Annotated in this window: 19 protein-coding genes; 7 read left to right on the top strand and 12 right to left on the bottom strand. The window is 35.7% G+C overall.

The genetic code is table 11. The annotated features are described in order from the left end of the window. Positions 1-135: 135 nt before the first annotated feature. The 3 genes from QRE67_RS09800 to QRE67_RS09790 form a co-directional block, all read right to left on the bottom strand. A complete protein-coding gene (locus tag QRE67_RS09800) occupies positions 136-1515 on the bottom strand; it encodes a putative polysaccharide biosynthesis protein (RefSeq protein WP_286124682.1) in 1380 nt (459 codons plus the stop codon). 97 nt (positions 1516-1612) lie between these two features. Continuing rightward, positions 1613-2215 (bottom strand): undecaprenyl phosphate transporter UptA, encoded by a 603-nt coding sequence (gene uptA / locus QRE67_RS09795; protein ID WP_286124681.1) that lies wholly within the window; start codon positions 2213-2215, stop codon positions 1613-1615. A gap of 189 nt (positions 2216-2404) precedes the next feature. Next, complete coding sequence (locus QRE67_RS09790; RefSeq protein ID WP_286124680.1) at positions 2405-3022, bottom strand: NUDIX hydrolase; 618 nt, start codon at positions 3020-3022, stop codon at positions 2405-2407. A 610-nt stretch (positions 3023-3632) separates the two neighbouring features. Between QRE67_RS09790 and QRE67_RS09785 the strand changes: the two genes are divergently transcribed. Beyond that, positions 3633-4076, top strand: a complete 444-nt coding sequence (locus QRE67_RS09785; protein WP_286124679.1) for a CotG/ExsB N-terminal domain-containing protein — start codon at positions 3633-3635, stop codon at positions 4074-4076. Between the two features lie 48 nt (positions 4077-4124). Here QRE67_RS09785 and QRE67_RS09780 read toward each other — a convergent pair whose 3' ends face one another. The 5 genes from QRE67_RS09780 to QRE67_RS09760 all read right to left on the bottom strand — a co-directional run bounded on the left by QRE67_RS09780 (position 4125) and on the right by QRE67_RS09760 (position 8657). Beyond that, on the bottom strand, positions 4125-4742 hold the full coding sequence (locus QRE67_RS09780; protein WP_286124678.1) for a phosphoserine phosphatase 1: 618 nt from the start codon (positions 4740-4742) through the stop codon (positions 4125-4127). A 156-nt stretch (positions 4743-4898) separates the two neighbouring features. Further along, on the bottom strand, positions 4899-5315 hold the full coding sequence (gene fosB / locus QRE67_RS09775; RefSeq protein WP_286124677.1) for a FosB/FosD family fosfomycin resistance bacillithiol transferase: 417 nt from the start codon (positions 5313-5315) through the stop codon (positions 4899-4901). 57 nt (positions 5316-5372) lie between these two features. Continuing rightward, complete coding sequence (locus QRE67_RS09770; RefSeq protein ID WP_286124676.1) at positions 5373-7031, bottom strand: peptide ABC transporter substrate-binding protein; 1659 nt, start codon at positions 7029-7031, stop codon at positions 5373-5375. 148 nt (positions 7032-7179) lie between these two features. Next, a complete protein-coding gene (locus tag QRE67_RS09765; protein ID WP_286124675.1) occupies positions 7180-8124 on the bottom strand; it encodes a DUF2628 domain-containing protein in 945 nt (314 codons plus the stop codon). An 80-nt stretch (positions 8125-8204) separates the two neighbouring features. Further along, positions 8205-8657 carry a methylated-DNA--[protein]-cysteine S-methyltransferase gene (locus QRE67_RS09760; protein ID WP_286124674.1) on the bottom strand — a complete coding sequence of 151 codons (453 nt, stop codon included), beginning with the start codon at positions 8655-8657 and terminating at the stop codon, positions 8205-8207. Between the two features lie 134 nt (positions 8658-8791). Here QRE67_RS09760 and namA point away from each other — a divergent pair, with 134 nt between their 5' ends. Next, the gene (namA, locus tag QRE67_RS09755) at positions 8792-9835 is read left to right on the top strand and encodes an NADPH dehydrogenase NamA (protein WP_286124673.1); all 1044 of its coding nucleotides are present in this window, start codon (positions 8792-8794) and stop codon (positions 9833-9835) included. Positions 9836-9925: 90 nt separating this feature from the next. On the opposite strand, the gene QRE67_RS09750 is transcribed toward namA, so the two are convergent. Then, complete coding sequence (locus QRE67_RS09750) at positions 9926-10585, bottom strand: oxidoreductase (RefSeq protein ID WP_286124672.1); 660 nt, start codon at positions 10583-10585, stop codon at positions 9926-9928. Positions 10586-10711: 126 nt separating this feature from the next. After that, complete coding sequence (locus tag QRE67_RS09745; protein WP_286124671.1) at positions 10712-10864, bottom strand: hypothetical protein; 153 nt, start codon at positions 10862-10864, stop codon at positions 10712-10714. A gap of 268 nt (positions 10865-11132) precedes the next feature. Here QRE67_RS09745 and QRE67_RS09740 point away from each other — a divergent pair, with 268 nt between their 5' ends. From QRE67_RS09740 to QRE67_RS09730, 3 genes are all read left to right on the top strand, one after another. Further along, the gene (locus tag QRE67_RS09740) at positions 11133-12083 is read left to right on the top strand and encodes a metal ABC transporter substrate-binding protein (protein ID WP_286124670.1); all 951 of its coding nucleotides are present in this window, start codon (positions 11133-11135) and stop codon (positions 12081-12083) included. Between the two features lie 178 nt (positions 12084-12261). Continuing rightward, positions 12262-12729, top strand: coding sequence for a GNAT family N-acetyltransferase (locus tag QRE67_RS09735; protein WP_286124669.1), 468 nt, complete (start codon positions 12262-12264; stop codon positions 12727-12729). Between the two features lie 113 nt (positions 12730-12842). Beyond that, positions 12843-13685 (top strand): alpha/beta fold hydrolase, encoded by an 843-nt coding sequence (locus QRE67_RS09730; RefSeq protein WP_286124668.1) that lies wholly within the window; start codon positions 12843-12845, stop codon positions 13683-13685. Between the two features lie 215 nt (positions 13686-13900). On the opposite strand, the gene QRE67_RS09725 is transcribed toward QRE67_RS09730, so the two are convergent. Beyond that, complete coding sequence (locus QRE67_RS09725; RefSeq protein WP_286124667.1) at positions 13901-14455, bottom strand: helix-turn-helix domain-containing protein; 555 nt, start codon at positions 14453-14455, stop codon at positions 13901-13903. Between the two features lie 113 nt (positions 14456-14568). Between QRE67_RS09725 and QRE67_RS09720 the strand changes: the two genes are divergently transcribed. Further along, on the top strand, positions 14569-15153 hold the full coding sequence (locus QRE67_RS09720; protein ID WP_286124666.1) for a LysE family transporter: 585 nt from the start codon (positions 14569-14571) through the stop codon (positions 15151-15153). 480 nt (positions 15154-15633) lie between these two features. Here the strand turns inward: QRE67_RS09720 and QRE67_RS09715 are convergent, their stop codons facing one another. Beyond that, complete coding sequence (locus QRE67_RS09715) at positions 15634-16584, bottom strand: CobW family GTP-binding protein (protein ID WP_286124665.1); 951 nt, start codon at positions 16582-16584, stop codon at positions 15634-15636. 314 nt (positions 16585-16898) lie between these two features. Between QRE67_RS09715 and QRE67_RS09710 the strand changes: the two genes are divergently transcribed. Beyond that, a complete protein-coding gene (locus QRE67_RS09710) occupies positions 16899-17801 on the top strand; it encodes an aldo/keto reductase (RefSeq protein WP_286124664.1) in 903 nt (300 codons plus the stop codon). Positions 17802-17941 lie beyond the last annotated feature (140 nt).

Here is a 17941-nt window from a genome sequence, read left to right as displayed (position 1 = left end):
ACAGTTTTTGAACCGCCATTTTCAGCATATGAAACAAACGTTCAAATTTCAATAGGAAATTATTTTGAAAACGCTTTTTTTCATAAATTTTTTTAAAATAGAAAAAGACAGAGGTTGCTCTGTCTTTTCAAAAGCTCATGTTGCCTTTATAACATATTTAGAAAGCATCCACAAGTTAAATGAAACAGAAACTGTATAGCCTGCATACGTTGCGATAATAAAACTTGTGTAATCAAAGTGCTGTAATAGCATGAGATTTAATACAATTTTAACTATAACACCCACAATTAAACCAAGTACCGTTTTTCGTTGCTGATTAATTCCTTGTAACATCGCAGCAGTAATAGCAAATAGCGAAAATAGGATACATGCTGGTGCATAATACTGTAAAATGACACTGCCCATATTTGGGTCATTCCCTACTCCAAATAATAACGTATATACAGGCTTAGCTAAGCCTATCATTGCAATCGCCGCTGGTATAGTAATACCAACAACAAGTAGATTTGTTTTTGTAAAATGTTTGTATAGTAGTTGTACATTTCCCGCTGTGTAAGCTCGTGTCATCTCAGGAACAAGTGACATACTAAAAGCTGTTGCGACAGATACAGGAATGAGCACAACCATTTGAACGAGTCCGATGATTGCATTGATCTTTTCTGCTTCACTTTGTACATAACCTATCTGCATTAATAGTTTATTAATTGTAAACGTATCAATTGTTTGATACATCGGGATTGCTAATCCAACGACGACAAACGGAATCGAATAGGTAAAGAGCTCTTTATATAGTGAAAAAAAAGATTTCGTTGTTTGTGGAATACTTGCTATTTCTTTTTTCTTCAAGTACTTCCTTCTTCTCATGTAATATCCAATCAGTACCGTTAATCCAGCTACAGCACCAATAAATGCTCCAAATGTTGATACACCAACAGCAAGTGAAACAGGAGCTTTTAACAGATGCAAAACGATAAAGCTTCCAATTAAAATTGTTAATACGCGAAAAAACTGCTCCACAACAACGCTAGATGCAGATGGTCCCATAGATTGAAACCCTTGAAAAAAGCCGCGCAATAAACTCATCACTGGTACAATCAATAACGCAAAGCTAACAATTTGAATGTTATATGTAACCGCCTTTATGCTATTCCCCGTTTGATCACTGCCGTCAATGACAAGCTTTGCAAGATACGGAGCTAACATATATAACATTAGAAATGAAACAATACCCATAAAAATCATAAAGACCAGTCCGCTTTTTAACACCCGTTTTACCGTATGATAATCATTTAGCTCATTATATTTTGAAACCATTTTGGAAACAGCTAGCGGCAGTCCCATCGTTGCAATACTGAGCATAATCGTGTAAGGACGATATGCATATGTATATAACACATATCCACTTGTCCCCACCATCGCCGTAAACGGAATGACATATATAAAGCCGAGCATTTTAGATATCATCGTTGCCATAGTTAAGAACAGTGTTCCACGTAAAAACGGTGACCCTTTCATTTCATTCCCCCGCTACGTTGTATTATTACACATTATGGACAACTTCTTTATTTTAGAACTAAAATGCATGAAAAAAAAGCCAATGAAATCATCGGCTTTAACGAACTGTTTTTCTTTTTTTCAAAACCTTTAAACCAAAATAAAGAACACCAAAGAGCACGGCTCCAATAATTATGTAATGTGTATAATCAGCTGCATAATCTTTAATATGACGCCAATTCCCACCAAGTTTCTCTCCTAAATAAATAAATAGGATAGACCATGGAATAATCGCTAGTACCGTATAAAATGTAAAACGCTTCAGTGACATTTTCGCTAAACCTGCCGGAATTGAAATTGCATGACGTACAACTGGTATGAAACGTGCGGAAAATATTACCCCAGCACCATAGCGGTTAAACCAACCTTCAGCAGTATCTAAATGTTTCTTGTTTATCAATAAATATTTACCATACTTCTCAACGACCGGACGTCCTCCGTAATAGCCAAGCCAATATAAAAAGATTTGTGCTAATGTACCGCCAATTGTACCGGCAATTACAGCTCCCACGAAGTTAATTTCCCCTCGCGCAACTAAAAAACCAGCATACGAAAGGACGATCTCACTAGGGATGATTTCAATCATAAGTCCCAAGGCAACTCCAAAGTATCCTAGACTCGCAAAAAATTGTAACAATTGTTCTATTAAGTTTGCTAGCATTTTCTTTCCATATCTCCTTTTCTGTTCACATACTCTTCTATTATCACACAAAGCTATGCACATGCCAATATATTACTACTCCTCTAATAAAAATATACAAGGTTTACGATAAAGGGAAACTTTAATCAGTGGGGGGTTTTACTGCCCGCGAATAGCGGGATAAAAATAAAACCTACGCGCTTCATTTGTTCAATCAATCAGTGTTTTTTTGTTGCTATCTTTCATATAAGCAAACATTTGCTGAATTTGCCACTCGGTATTTCTAGCAATTGATAATGCGGGAAGGTCTGTTTCTGCAAAGAAATTTACATCATCTGTTTCAATACCCGTTTGTTTTTCTCCCCCAACAATTTCACAGCCTATAAATATTTTATAAACATGGATTGCTGATGGTGAAGAATGATGTTTTTCTTTGTCAAATACAGCTAATAAGCGAAAATGATCTACTTTATAACCAGCTTCTTCCCACACTTCTTTTGCCGCTACTTCCGTTGGTGTGTAGCCAATATCCGCCCAGCCACCTGGAAGTGCCCATTTCCCATCACTTTTTTCTTTCACAAATAACATTTTCCCGTTTTGATAAATAACAGCCCGAATATCCACTTTTGGTGTTTGATAGCCTGTATCACTAGCAAATAACTTCTCCACCACTTCCCAATCAGTCTTCGTATAATGAGACATCATTGAAACAGAAAGCTCTCGTAATTGTTGAAAACGTTCTACATCATACACATCTTTCGAATACGTTAACCCAGCCTGAGCAATAGCCTGTATTTGTTTTACCCACTCAATCCATTTCGCTTCCATTTTCTCACCATCCTACAAGATATATTTAACTTTATATGGATTCCACTCTAACGGGGATAAATCCATTTTGATTTTTCGACATATAGCCGCAGCTATGGATAACAAAAGGTGAACTGCACCTCTTTGTTTTCACTTGGCATGGGGCAGGAAAAGGATCTGACCGCTTCTATGCATGAACGGATACTTTCTCCCACCTAAAAAGAAGGGGTTTATGTCGGTCTTTTAATTTGTATTTATATAGTTTCACTTTATTATATAATACAAAAAAGAGATTGACAGCATCTCAATCTCTTTTTTCGTTTATCCCGCTATTTGCGGGCAGTAATACCCCTACTATATAAATCCATTTTGATTTTTCGACATATAAGCCGCGGCTATGGATAACAAAATACATCGGATGAATAAAAAAATCATAAGAAGGTAACATGTTCTCCCTTCCCTTCTTTTTCTCTCCATTTAATGTATGCTCATTTCCTTTACCATATATCCGCTATATATCTATTTCCACAAAATTAAACACTTGTCTCATACAGATGGAAACCTAATTTCATATGATAAGTAGTGTAAAAGGGATGCCTTTTCATGCTAATAAAAGTTAAGGAGGGTTTCTATGAAACATGATATCCAAAAAGCTGTAGAAGAAATCAAGAGTGCGGGAATAGAAGAATTTTTAAATCAAGATCCTATTTCTTTTGATGACGACCATTCTTACGATCATGATAATAAAAAATCTCATGACCACAAATGTAAAAAAGATCGCAAACGTCCACGCCATCACAAATGCGATGATGGCAAGAAATCACGTCACCACAAATGCGATGATGGCAAGAAATCACGCCACCACAAATGCAATGGTGACAAGAAATCACATCACCACAAATGCGGTGATGACAAGAAATCACATCACCACAAATGCGGTGATGACAAGAAATCACACTGTCATGATTGGAATAATCACAAACATCCATCATGCCCTGACTGGGATACTGATAAACTTACGATACGCAAAAAGAAAAAATTCGATCATTTTTGGTATAAAAAACGTAACGATTAATCTTAACCATTTTATGAATAGACCGCTTTATGCGGTCTATTTTTTTGCCTATATTTCTTGAAAATGCTTTGTATCTGCAAAGAGCTTAACAATGCCTTTGTCATCTTCTATTTCTATTACACTCAGACTCGCACTATACATAAACGGATCCGCCCATACTTTTTCAACTGGAACACCCGCAAAATGTCCAACAAGTAATTTTGCCGCAGCCGCATGCGAAACGATTAATATACTTTCGCCCTTATGTCTTTCTAAAATAAGGTTTACTCCTTCTATAACTCGTTTATTTACAGCAGCAAAATTTTCTCCCGAGGTTGATACAAAACGGTGTGGCTCATTCCAAAATAGATTGACTTCATCTGGGTATTGTTTTTCTAATTCCTCTAGCGTCTGCCCTTCCCATGTCCCCATATGAATCTCATAAAAATGTTCATCCGCTAGTATAGGTATATTACGTTCTCCTTTAATTAACCGTGCCGTATGAAGCGTTCGTTCACTCGGACTACTGTATATAGCATGAAGTGGCATATCCTTTATACGATTACCTAATTGCTTTGCTTGTAGCATTCCCTGTTCTGTTAGATTAGAATTTTTTCTCCCCTGCATGCGCTTTGCTACATTCCATTCTGTTTCTCCATGACGTGTTACATATAATGTTGTTTTCATCTTCTATTCCCCCTTACTAACTTGACCGTAATTCCTACGATTCTACTATACCTACAATCCATTCGCTTTTTTTATTTTGAATTCCTGCAATTTCTTTGTTTATCCCGCTATGCGCGGGCAGTAATACCCTCACCGATTATTAGCCATCCTAAATCTTTAGTAAAACTTCATATGTGGCTTCGCTTCTTTATAATAGTTCAAGCGATCTTGCAATGTACCTGAATGAAATTCAAACTTATGTCCATCTGGATCAATCAAATAAATAGACTGACAATCTCTCACATCACGCTCTCGCCCTTGTAAAATATGTACTTCATTCTCTTCAAGGCGCTGTAATAGCTGCTTAAAATCACTCTGCTCAACAGAAAATGCAAGATGTGTATACGATTGATGAATCTCATTTCTCGGAATATCTACTTCTTCATTCAAAGCCAACCAAATGCCACATACATCAAAATAAGCAAGTTTTCTTCCTTTGACTAATAACTTCCCTTCCAATACTTTCTCATAAAAACAAATAGATTTTTCTAAATTCGAAACTGAAAAACAAAGATGATTTATCCCTTTTATCAAGGCTGCTCCTCCTCATACGAAAAAAGATGCGTGAAAATTCACGCATCTTACATTATACTATTTTTTTGTAACATACGCCCACTTATAGCTAAAATCACCACCAAATGTATGATTCGCAATTCCTTTTACATACGTTTTTTCTAAATAGGCAGTACTTTGTTGGTACACAGGTGAGATTGCTGCATCATCAAATAAAATTTTCTCTGCTTCCACAAGCGCTTTCCAACGTGCTTTATCATCGTTTAATAATTCACCTTTTGCTTTTGTAACTAAGTCATCATATTTCGGATTCGAATACGCCATTTCATTAAATGAACTTCCTGTCACAAACATATCGATGTATGTCATTGGGTCTGGATAATCTGGGCTCCATGCCGATAGAGAAAACTCATATTGCAATTTCTTCTCTAAATCTAATTTTTGTTTATATGGTTGCTGTTTAATATTCACTTTTAATCCAGGTAAATTTTTCTCAAGCTCTTCTTTAATAAAGTCGCCAACTTTTTTCCGAGTACCATTATCATCGTTTAGCAATTCAATAGTAATTGTATCTTGGCCAAGTTCCTTTTTTGCTTCTTCCCATAGTTTTTTTGCTTTTTCCGCATTATTTTTACTATCGCGGAAATTTTTATTTACTGTACGGAAGTCCTTCCCATCTGGTCCTGTTGTGAACTTTTCTGGTACTAAGAAATAAGCTGGTAATGAACCATCATTTAAAATAACATTCGCAATTCCTTTTTTGTCGTATGCTAAATCAATTGCTTCTCGTACTTTTTGGTTTTTCAACGTCGCATTTTGTTGATTAAAACGAAGAAAATACATGCGAGGATCTAATTTCGTTTTAAACTCATCAGCTTTATTCTTTTTATATTTATCGACAAACTCAGAACTTAAAATAACACGATCAACCTGATCACTATCATATAAGTTTACACCGGTACTCGTTTCTTTTACGATGCTTACATTAATTTCTTCTAATTTCACTTTATCTTTCTCCCAATAGTTTGGGTTTTTCTTTAATTGGTAGCTTTGTTCGTGCTTCCACTCACTTAAAGTAAACGGGCCATTGTATAAAACCTTATCAGCTTCTAATGCATGTTGATCCCCTTGCTCTTTCACAAACTTTTCATTTAAAGGAAAGAACGTTGGAAATGATGTAAGCTCAATAAAGTATGGGGTTGGTTGTTCTAATTCTACTACAAGTGTTTTATCATCTTTTGCTTTCACACCTAGCTGATCTGGTGGCAATTCCCCTTTATTAACTTTTTGCGCATTTTTTATATCAAATAAAATAAATGCATATTCCGCAGCGAGTGCTTTATCAAGCGTACGTTGCCAGCCGTACACAAAATCTTGTGCTCTAACAGGTTCCCCATTTGACCACTTCGCATCTCGGAGTTCAAATGTATATGTTTTCTTATCCTCACTAATTTTCACATCTTTCGCCATACCTGGAGTCGGCTTATTATCTTTATCTAAACGATATAACCCTTCCATTGCATTTACGAATACGCGAAACGAAACCGAATCTGTTGATTTGGACGTATCCATCGAAGGAATTTCAGCTGCTTCTATTAGATTTAATACTTGTTTATCAGCGACTCCCTTCTCCTTATCTTTTTTTGTTGTGGAAACTTTCTCCCCACTTCCACAACCTGCAACAAATATACTTGTTGATAACGTAAGTGCAGCAAGCATTGAAATTTTTTTCTTCATTCTCCCTTTCCCCCCACTCTATATGTATACGATAGTGCATGTATGATAGTATTATACAAAACATTCTGATAATTTAAAATACTTTTCTTTATTTAAATTAAAAAGAGCTAGATTCAAAAAACACGTAATGTGTCTTTGAATCCAACTCTTATAGCATTTCTTTTTCATCGTCCCATTGCAATCCATCATCTAACTCAAAAGGATTTTGTATGCGAAACACGTCTTCCATCATTTTCAAGAACTCTTTTTCTCCTTGTGGTTCACCATTTAATTCAAGTGCATACGGTTCAACTTCATGTAAATGGTAATCTACAACAAATTGTATCACAACTTTTTGCCGGTTCGCACCGCGACTATATCCATGAAATTCAACAAGCTCTAATCTGTCCGTACCACGATAGTACGTCCAACTTGGCTGCTGAAAATATTGTTCAAATGATTCTCCAATTGAAAAGAATGGATATTCATATAATGAACTTGTTCGTACTTCTTGAATGACATCCCGATCCGTTGGAAAGAAAAAATGACTCATAAATATACTAGCAGCTGTCAAAATCGTAACGATAGCTGCTCCAATCTTGCTGGTTCCTCCACTATCACGAATGAGATAACGCTCTACCTCTTCATTTTCGATACCTTTTGCTTTTAGGCGATAAATTTTCCGCTCAGCAAATCGAAAATATAAGCTGTTCGCAAAAATTCCAAATCCAATCATACCAAGGATCAGCAATATAAAAGTGAGCGGAACCATATTAATAATGGGAAGTGCCACATTGAATCCCATATAATATGAAAAGGCATCACAGGCAACTAGTAAAAATACAAATAGAAATACAGGTAAGTAATATTTCCGGTAGCCAAACCACCCTGCATGGAATATGGCAGCCCACCCATTCCAACTCCACCTTGCTATTCGTTTCTCTTCTATATCCCATTTTCTTTTAAAGTGTGGATAATGAGACCCAACATATTGTTCCATATCTTTTTCAATCGGTGAGATCTCCTCTATTTTTCCATGATGCACGATTCGCTGACAATCTTCACAATTGAACTGACCGTCAGGACAAGGATTCCCACAATTTATACAACGCAAAACAATCCCTCTTTCCTCGATTTATCCTTTCCCCCAACTGGTTGGTTCACCGCTCATTTAAGTGGTATAGGATTATACAATTATTTCAAAATACCCTCGTGTTTTAATAACCATTCCTTCCGCCATAAGCCACCTGCATAACCAACTAACTTACCACTTTTTCCAATTACACGATGACAAGGTACAATTATAGAGATTGGATTTCGACTATTTGCACCACCTATTGCACGCACTGCTTTTGTATTTCCAACTTGTTCCGCAATATCTAAATAGGAAGCACTTTGTCCATACGGAATAGTGTAAAGAGCATCCCATACATTCTTTTGAAACGGCGTTCCATCCGCTTGTAGCGGTACTGTAAATTCGGTACGCTTCTGCTGAAAATATTCATCTAACTCCGTAATACATTGCTCCACAATCGGATTCTTGTTCTCTTCTTTTCGTTCTTCTACAAATATAACTGAAGTAATTCCTTCATCATTTGCAGTGATTTCAATACATCCTAATTCGCTATCATAATATGCTTGGTACATGCTCTTATCCTCCAATTCCACTCATATTCGTAATTGTATCACAAAGATCAAAAATTTCGAGAATAAGCGTTTTATTATGGAAACAAAAAATGATAATGCTACAATGGAAGAAACTGCAATAAGGGGGAATAAATATGAACCATCAACTTTTTTCACCTTATACGATTAAAGGCATTACATTAAAAAATCGTATTGTCATGTCACCAATGTGCATGTATTCTTCTGTAAATGAAGATGGAAAAGTAACAAACTTTCACCATGTTCATTATGCATCACGAGCAGCAGGTCAAGTCGGTCTCGTTATGCTAGAAGCTACAGCTATAGCACTAGAAGGGCGCATTTCTAGTAAAGATTTAGGAATTTGGAGTAATGATCATATTGAAGGATTGCAGGAAACTGTGAAATTGATTCACGAAAACGGTGCAAAAGCAGCCATTCAACTTGCACACGCTGGACGAAAAGCAGAACTACATATCGATTCCGTTGCTCCTTCAGCAATTCCATTTGATGATACAATGAAAATTCCTGTTGAAATGAGTAAAGACCAAATTCAAGAGACAATTGCAGCTTTTCAAGATGGTGCATACCGCTCCAAACAAGCTGGGTTTGATATCATTGAATTACACGGAGCACATGGCTATCTCATTAATGAATTTCTCTCTCCATTATCCAACAAACGGAGTGATGAATACGGCGGATCACCAGAAAATCGCTACCGTTTCTTAAATGAAATTATTGACGCTGTAAATGAGGTCTGGAATGGACCTTTATTCGTCCGTATCTCTGCAAATGATCATCATCCTGAAGGTTTAACAGCGCATGACTATGTTCAATTTGCACAGTGGATGAAAGAACAAGGTGTAGATGTCATTGATTGTAGCTCTGGAGCAGTTGTTCCTGCTCATATCGACGTATACCCAGGGTATCAGGTTCAATATGCAAAACATATAAAAGAACATGCTCATATCGCTACCGGCGCAGTTGGTCTTATTACAAGTGGTACTCAAGCAGAAGAAATTTTGACAAAGGGTGAAGCTGACTTAATCTTTATTGGCCGTGAGCTACTACGCAATCCATACTTTCCAAGAACAGCAGCAAACGAACTCGGCTTTGAATTACAAGAACCGTATCAATATCGTCGTGCTCGTGGAAACATCGCTACCCATACTAAATCTTAAATAAAGTGAAACTTTAATCAGTGGGGATATTACTGCCCGCGAATAGCGGGATAAAACAAAAAACGAGAAGGATTCCCCTTCTCGTTTTCGTTATTTCATCATTGTAATCTCTGATGAATTATAAATATGAACACCAGATTCTTCGCGCAATGCCGCTAAATACATCCCTTTTGCAACCTGCTCGGCTGTAATCGGTTTATACTTTTTAAAAGCACCATTAAATATAAATGGCATAATACCCAATATCTTCTCCGCCAATCTTTCCCCGAAACGAAATTCTTCTCGTTCTCCTAGCAATAATGACGGTCTAAATATATGAATACCACCAATCACCAATTTTTTAATTTCCTCTTCCATCTTCCCTTTTACTTGTGAATAAAAGAAAAGAGATTTTGGATTTGCACCCATAGAAGAAATGGTAAGAAAATTTTGTACACCTTGTATTTCTGTTAAACAAGCCGCACGCAATGTATACTCATAGTCAACTTGTTTAAAATTAGCTTTCGTTTTTGCTTTCTTAATTGTTGTCCCTAGACAGCTAAATACATCATCCACAGCAAAAAATTCTTTATATTCTTCTAAAATAGAAAAATCTACTTGTTTTTGCTGCAATTTTCCATGCTCCCATTGAAGCGGTTTCCTTACAAAAATTGTAACCGACTCATAGTAATCTGAGTCTAATAATAGCTGCGTCACTTCTTGTCCAACTAAGCCACTCGCACCGAGTACTAACGCTGTTCGTTTGTTCATTTATTTTTATACCTCTTTATCTACTTTTATCCCGCTTTAACGGGCAGTGAGACTTCCGCTTATAGAAGTTTCACTTTATCTCATTTTATCATAAGCAAAGCACTATGCATGATGCAAGCGCTTTGCTTACTCTTTTTCTTTCTCTTTCTCTGTTCGTATCTTTGTTATGATCGTAGAATCGCCTAAATTCCCTATTAATGTCTTTAAAAAGATAAGAACACACGTTAACGGTAAGACTACTGCTAATAGCAATAGAATCGCTTCCATTAAGTAATCCAATCGCTCATCCCCTTTTCATACCCTCTCCCTCAATATATGAAAGCAGCACTGTCACATATGCAACAATCATAAAAATAATACAGTTCTTTTTGACAACTTTATAACAAAATACAAATCGTAATGATTATTATTTATTGCAACTTTCGTAAAGATGTATTATACTAAGTTCGCAACGTAAAACGTAATTATTCCGTTTTGCAACAAAAATATATTTTCTCCCTCATTTGGGGAAAATAAAATTGGAAAAGAAAGAAAAGAGGAGAATTACATGAACAAAAGGTTAATCGCATTTTCTTTTGTACTTATTTTTACATTAATTTTTGCTGGATGCTCCAACAAAAAAGATGGAGGGGCAAAAAAAGATGGAAAACTGTCTGTGTATACAACAATTTTTCCACTTGCTGATTTTGCTAAAAAGATCGGTGGTGACTATGTAAACGTAGAAACAATCTATCCACCAGGTGCGGATTCTCATACATATGAACCGAGTCAAAAACAAACGGTGCAAGTTGCGAAAGCAGATTTATTCGTATATAACGGTGCTGAATTAGAACCATTTGCTGAAAAGATGGAAAAGGCATTAAAAAAAGAAAATGTGAAAATTGTTAATGCTTCTAAAGGTATCGAGCTTCGTTCTTCATCTGAAGAGGAACATCATGAACATGACGAAAAAGATCATAAAGAAGAGCATCATCATGATAAAGATCCACACGTATGGCTTGACCCTACGCTTGCGATGAAACAAGCTGAAAAAATAAAAAATGCACTCGTTGAATTACAACCAGAGCACAAAAAAGAATTCGAGAAAAACTTCGCTGCCTTACAAACAAAATTTACTGACTTAGATGATCAATTTAAAGCAGTCGTAGATAATGCCAAAACGAAAGAAATTTTAGTTTCTCACGCTGCATATGGATATTGGGAACAACGCTACGGTCTCAAACAAATTCCAGTTGCCGGGATTTCCGCTTCTGATGAACCGTCACAAAAAGAACTTGCTTCCATTTCAAAAACAGCGAAAGAACATGGCTTAAAATATATATTATTTGAAACATTCTCTACTCCGAAAGTAGCAGAAGTCATTCAAAAAGAAACAGGAACAAAAATTTTACGATTAAATCATCTTGCAACCATTTCAGAAGATGACGCAAAACAAAATAAAGATTACTTTACATTAATGGAAGAAAACGTGAATTCATTAAAAGAAGCAACAAATTAAAATGTCATTTCATTATAGACTGCTGGAGAACTATTTTCAGCGGTCTTTTTTATATCTTACCTTCTCTTCTCTCCTCTTCCTTATCTTTCTACTTTTCAGCTTGACTTACAAGAAATAACAAGTAAAATTATCCATATTAGTTTTAAAGATATAACGATTTAGAAAGTGAGATGGAACTATGAATCTTCACATTTGTGAAGTAACAGCACATAATTGGCGTTCAGTCGCTGCTTTAGACGTAGCAAAGGGGCAGCAGCAATTCATTGAAAGCAATGCGTTTTCTTTAGCAGAATCGATATTTGAAGAAAACGGGACGTCAGTTGGCTTATATGATGGAGAAATACTCGTTGGATATGCAATGTACGGCTGGCATTCCGAAAAAGATGAAAGTGCATGGCTAGACCGCTTTATGATCGATCACAAATTTCAAGGAAACGGCTATGCGAAACGTTTTCTCCGTTTATTAATTGGGCATTTACAACAAAAATACAATTGTAAAAAAATTTATTTAAGTCTTCATCCCGATAACAAACTAGCAATGAAATTATATGAGTCGTTCGGCTTTCGCTTGACTGGTGATATTGACGATGACGGGCCTGTTGTTGGGGTTGTAATGGAGTTATATATAAAGGAAAAGGCAATCTAATTTAGATTGTCTTTTTTGTATATCCCTTTCTATATTTATCAGGAATAAAAACAATCTTCCAGCGAAATTATATGATTGTGTATGCAAAATCATAATACGACGGAGGTTACATCGTGAAATTATTAAAGTTCTCATTTGTCGTTCTCACTTCTATTTTCATCTTATTTAGCAGTAATTGGTTTCATGTTTCAGCAAAGGCTGAAATAGATGTAGAGCGGCAAAAACCAATTACTTTTGTTTTAATTCACGGCGCTTGGGGGGATTCTAGCTATTGGGACAAAACCGCAAATGAATTAAAACAAATGGGACATAAAGTACATACGCCTAATTTACCGGGGCATGGAAAAGATAAAAATAAATCTGTAAAACATACGGATTATGTAAAATCAGTTGTAAACTATGTGAAAGAAAGAAATTTAAAGGATTTTGTTCTTGTTGGCCATAGTTTTGGTGGTACTGTTATTTCTAAAGTTGCGGAACAAATTCCAGATCGAATCAAAAGACTCGTCTTTATGGATGCATTTGTTCTCGCAGATGGAAATAGTGTAGCGGATGAAATTCCTGCTGAAGGAAAACAGCTATGGACTGAGCTTACGAAGAAATCAAAAGATCATGCTATCCAATTACCTTTTCCTATTTGGAGAGAAACATTTATGAATAATGCTGACCTTTCATTAGCGAAAAAAATTTATGAAACAGTCACGCCAGAACCTGCTGGACCACTCTTTGAGAAGCTTAATCTCTCTAAATTTTATAAGTCAAACATTCCCAAAAGCTATTTTTACTTAACAGAAGATATAGCTGTTCCGCAAGGTGAACAATACAGTTGGCATCCTCATATGTCGAGTCGCCTTGGTTTATTCCGATTAGTAACTACGCAAGGTGATCATATGACGATGTTTCATGTTAAGCCAGCAATTGTTGCGAAAAAACTAGTGGAAGCTGGAAGAGACTAAGCACATTATAAAGTTAAACTTTGATCAGTGGTGGTTTTCTTCATCCCCCACTGATCATTAGCCCTCACCAATCGAGCTTTTACTGGCAGTTATCCCCATCTATCTTCTTTTAATTTCTCAGAATCTTGAGATGGGAGACGTAGCCCAATAACTGTATTGTTACAAAGGCACAAATAAAAACAGAAGCAAACCTCCGTTCTACAAGAACGGGGGTTTTAAGCCGGATAATATATAATCATACTTAATCGAGTTAATGTTCCCCCTGAATTATGATAGGTATGGGGTCTGTCAGCCTTGAATCTGATAGAATCACCACTTCTTACTGTATATTCATTGTTATTTACACGTACAGTTAGTTCCCCTTCAAAAACAGTTAAGAATTCTTCAGTTCCCTCTCTGTGCGAAGCAGCACTTAGGAATCCACCTTTTTCTATCTCGACTGAATAAACTTCAAAGCGTCTATCATCTTCGAAGGGAAAGTAGGGATAGACTCGATATTTTCCGTTGTCTTCAGATAATGTTTGAATTTCACTTCTTAAAACAACTTTTGTATCTGGTTGCGGATTATTTATTAGTGAAGTAAAAGAAATCTTTAATCCATTTGCTATTTTCCAAATAGTTGTAATAGTAGGGCTCGACTCCCCCCTTTCAATTTGACCTATCATCGTTTTGCTTACTCCAGTTAAATTTGCAACCCTTTCAAGACTTAATTTCTCGCTTTCTCTAAAGGCTTTTAAGTTTTTTGCAATGATAAGATGTATTTCCTCCATAAACACACTCCCTTACTTCTGTACAATATAACGTACGTATTGTACAATAAAATGAAAATCGTTATAATGTTCATTTTGATCATTATAACATACATTACAAAGGGGGTTCCAATATGCCTTTATTATCATTTTTGTTATATGTTTTTGTTACTAGCTTTACTCCAGGTCCCAATAATATTATGGCAATGTTATTGGCTAACAAATACGGATTAAAAAAGACAATTCGATTTTGTTTTGGGGTAGGTGCAGGTTTCTTTGTAATCATGTTATTGTCTAGTTATTTTAATCTTTTGCTTAAAAATTTTATTCCTAAAATTGAATTTATTATGACTATCTTAGGTGCAATCTATATGTTGTATCTGGCTATAAAAATTATTACCAGTAAAAATAATGATAAAGACAATGATGGGGACAAGAATAACAGTTTTTTAACAGGAATGTTTTTACAATTCATAAATCCGAAAGGTATTTTATATGGCATAACTGCAATATCAACCTTCATCCTTCCCTATCACACTTCAAATTTTGTCTTAATATTTTATTCGTTATTTCTAGCTTTTGTTGGTTTTATGAGCACTTTTTGTTGGAGTGTGTTTGGTTCCATTTTTCAAAATTTCTTATCAAAGTATAGAAGTCAATTTAATGTAATTATGGCTTTATTGTTGATATATAGTGCCGTTTCGATACTTGTGGAATAAAGAAAGTGAGACTACTTCTTTCACTAACAGTAAGCTAATGTTAAGCAACCCATATGTATTTACTTCTGATAACACTGATTATTATATAAATACAAATTAAAAAACCGACATAAAACCCTTCTTTTTAGGTGGGAGAGAGCATCCGACCATGCATAGAAGCGGTCAGATCCTTTTCCTGCCCAGACATAGTGAAAACAAAGAGAGAAAACGAGTGCAGGTGATCTTTTGTTATCCATAGCCGCGGCTTATATGTCGAAAAATTAAAATGGATTTATATAGTTGAACCAATCGGGCTTTTATGGGCAGTTTATCCTCCACCTAACTTCTTTTCTTTCTGCAACAATTTGAGGTGGGGGTATTACTACCCGCAAATAGCAAGATAAAATAAAAAACGCTAACATATTAGTCATATATAATATGTTAGCGTTTTTATTTTTCAAGCATTTTTAAAATTTAGGTCTTGATAATAATAAAGCAGGCTTATTTAATACATTCTTGAAAATGCTCTTGAAACCACTCTTTATTAATATCTTTTCCGATAAAGACAACTTCGCTCACGCGTTCTTCTCCCTCTTGCCACTCCCTATCATAAGACGCAGCAAATAGTGTATGAACACCTTGAAAGACGATGCGGCGATCTACTCCATCTATTGATAAAATCCCTTTATAACGGTATAAGTACTCCCCTAATTCTTGAACAACAGCTGACATCCATTCATTCAGCTTCTGTAGATCTAACGGACGCTCTTCACGTAATACAAATGATTTTACACCTTCTAAATGATGATGCTCTTTATGTGGATAAATTTCTAATGTATCACGTGTTTTAAACGTCTGGATTTCTAATAAAGCGGGGATATCTACTTCACAATTAATCGTCTGAATCATTTTTGCAGTTGGATTTATCCCTTGTAGTTCAGCAAGCAGATTCTCTTTCTCTGCTTCTTCAATTAAGTCTAATTTATTCAATAAGACCATATCCGCAAAAGCAATTTGTTCTTTTGCTTCTAATCCTTTTTCAAAATGTTTATGTATATGATAGCTATCTACTACTGTTACCACACCATTAATTTGAAATGCTGATTGAATTACTGGATCTAAAAAGAACGTTTGAATAATTGGTCCTGGATTCGCAAGCCCTGTCGTCTCTATCACTAAACCATCAAAATCCATTTTCCCTTCCGCTCTAACATCTAATAACTGTTTTAACGCAACTAGCAAATCTTCACGTACTGTGCAGCATAGACAGCCATTCGTCATTTCCATGATTTCTTCTTCAACATTCATAATTAGTTGATTATCGATACCGATTTGACCAATCTCATTTACAATAACCGCTAGTTTCTTACCGTGCTCTTCAGACAAAATACGATTTAATAACGTTGTTTTCCCTGAACCGAGAAATCCCGTTAATATTGTTACTGGAATCATTTTGTGCAGCTCCTTATGACTATAAAGTGAAACTTCCTTCAGCATAATTTTAGCTGAAGGTTAGTTGAATCAATTAGGCTCTTACGTGCAGTGTCCTCCACCTAACTTTTTTGATCCCTCAAAATTTTGAAGTGGAAGGCTTACTACCCTTTAGAGCGGGATAAATATTTGTATATTATACCATAATTAAAAGCTTGCTTTTATAATGAAACTTATTTGTTGTAAGTACATCCTGATAACTATATAATATTACCGAACAAGAAAGCCTTTTCATAAATGAAACTAACGTTAATCATTAAGGAGGACCTATCCACATGGAACGAATTCAAATGGCTAACAACCTCGAATTTTCTCGCATTATTCAAGGGTTTTGGCGTTTAGCAGATTGGAATATGTCAGACCAAGAATTACTGTCTTTTATTGAATCTTGTATGGAAATGGGAATTACAACGTTCGATCATGCCGATATTTACGGAGGTTATACGTGCGAATCATTATTTGGTGAAGCACTGCAATTAAAGCCCCATTTACGTGATCAAATGCAAATTATCACGAAATGTGGAATCGCTCCCCCATCTCCTAAATTTCCAGAACGATATGCCGCTCACTATAATACAAGTGCCGAGCATATTGTACACAGTGCTGAACAGTCTCTAAAAAACTTACATACAGATTATATTGATGTATTACTCATTCATCGTCCCGACCCATTTATGGATCCAGCAGAAGTAGCAAAAGCTTTCTCTCGTTTAAAACAAGATGGAAAAGTACGTCACTTTGGCGTATCGAACTTTTTACCTTCTCAATTTAATATGTTGAGTTCGTATTTAGATTTTCCTCTCATTACAAATCAGATTGAAGTTTCTCCTATGCAGCTCGAACATTTTGAAAAAGGTACAATTGACCAATGCCAAGAAAAACGCATCGCCCCAATGATTTGGTCACCTCTTGCAGGTGGAGAAATCTTTAAAGGTGAAAGTGAACGTGCTGTACGTTTGCGTGAAACATTACAAAAATTCGCAAATGATTTAGGCGTAGATGGAATCGATTCTGTCATGTACGCATGGCTACTTGCTCATCCAGCAAACATGATACCAATTGTCGGTTCTGGTAAACTTGTTCGTGTAAAAACCGCTGTTGAAGCAACAAAACTTACACTAGATCGTCAACAATGGTTTACAATCTTTGAAAGCTCTAATGGGCATCCTGTACCGTGATGAAAATTTTGTAATAAAAAAGCACAAACCTCGTATTATTCATGGTTTGTGCTTTTTTATTCTTAAAGGAGCGAAACGAATGATACCACATGAAATAATTTCCTTTTTATAGATATCCATTCTATAATTTTCAAATTTAG

It is taken from the genome of Bacillus sp. DX3.1, from assembly GCF_030292155.1.
Taxonomy (GTDB): domain Bacteria; phylum Bacillota; class Bacilli; order Bacillales; family Bacillaceae_G; genus Bacillus_A.
Note: the sequence above shows the minus strand (reverse complement) of the source record. Positions and strands in the feature narration are given on the sequence as shown.

Coding starts and splice junctions, on each gene's coding strand:
- QRE67_RS09780 (WP_286124678.1), bottom strand. CDS start 4,742: ATGAAAACAACATTATATGTAACACGTCATGGAGAAACAGAATGGAAT.
- QRE67_RS09760 (WP_286124674.1), bottom strand. CDS start 8,657: ATGTACCAAGCATATTATGATAGCGAATTAGGATGTATTGAAATCACT.
- QRE67_RS09715 (WP_286124665.1), bottom strand. CDS start 16,584: ATGATTCCAGTAACAATATTAACGGGATTTCTCGGTTCAGGGAAAACA.
- QRE67_RS09735 (WP_286124669.1), top strand. CDS start 12,262: ATGAATCTTCACATTTGTGAAGTAACAGCACATAATTGGCGTTCAGTC.
- QRE67_RS09725 (WP_286124667.1), bottom strand. CDS start 14,455: ATGGAGGAAATACATCTTATCATTGCAAAAAACTTAAAAGCCTTTAGA.
- uptA (WP_286124681.1), bottom strand. CDS start 2,215: ATGCTAGCAAACTTAATAGAACAATTGTTACAATTTTTTGCGAGTCTA.
- QRE67_RS09790 (WP_286124680.1), bottom strand. CDS start 3,022: ATGGAAGCGAAATGGATTGAGTGGGTAAAACAAATACAGGCTATTGCT.
- QRE67_RS09710 (WP_286124664.1), top strand. CDS start 16,899: ATGGAACGAATTCAAATGGCTAACAACCTCGAATTTTCTCGCATTATT.
- QRE67_RS09785 (WP_286124679.1), top strand. CDS start 3,633: ATGAAACATGATATCCAAAAAGCTGTAGAAGAAATCAAGAGTGCGGGA.
- namA (WP_286124673.1), top strand. CDS start 8,792: ATGAACCATCAACTTTTTTCACCTTATACGATTAAAGGCATTACATTA.
- QRE67_RS09740 (WP_286124670.1), top strand. CDS start 11,133: ATGAACAAAAGGTTAATCGCATTTTCTTTTGTACTTATTTTTACATTA.
- QRE67_RS09720 (WP_286124666.1), top strand. CDS start 14,569: ATGCCTTTATTATCATTTTTGTTATATGTTTTTGTTACTAGCTTTACT.
- QRE67_RS09800 (WP_286124682.1), bottom strand. CDS start 1,515: ATGAAAGGGTCACCGTTTTTACGTGGAACACTGTTCTTAACTATGGCA.
- QRE67_RS09770 (WP_286124676.1), bottom strand. CDS start 7,031: ATGAAGAAAAAAATTTCAATGCTTGCTGCACTTACGTTATCAACAAGT.
- QRE67_RS09750 (WP_286124672.1), bottom strand. CDS start 10,585: ATGAACAAACGAACAGCGTTAGTACTCGGTGCGAGTGGCTTAGTTGGA.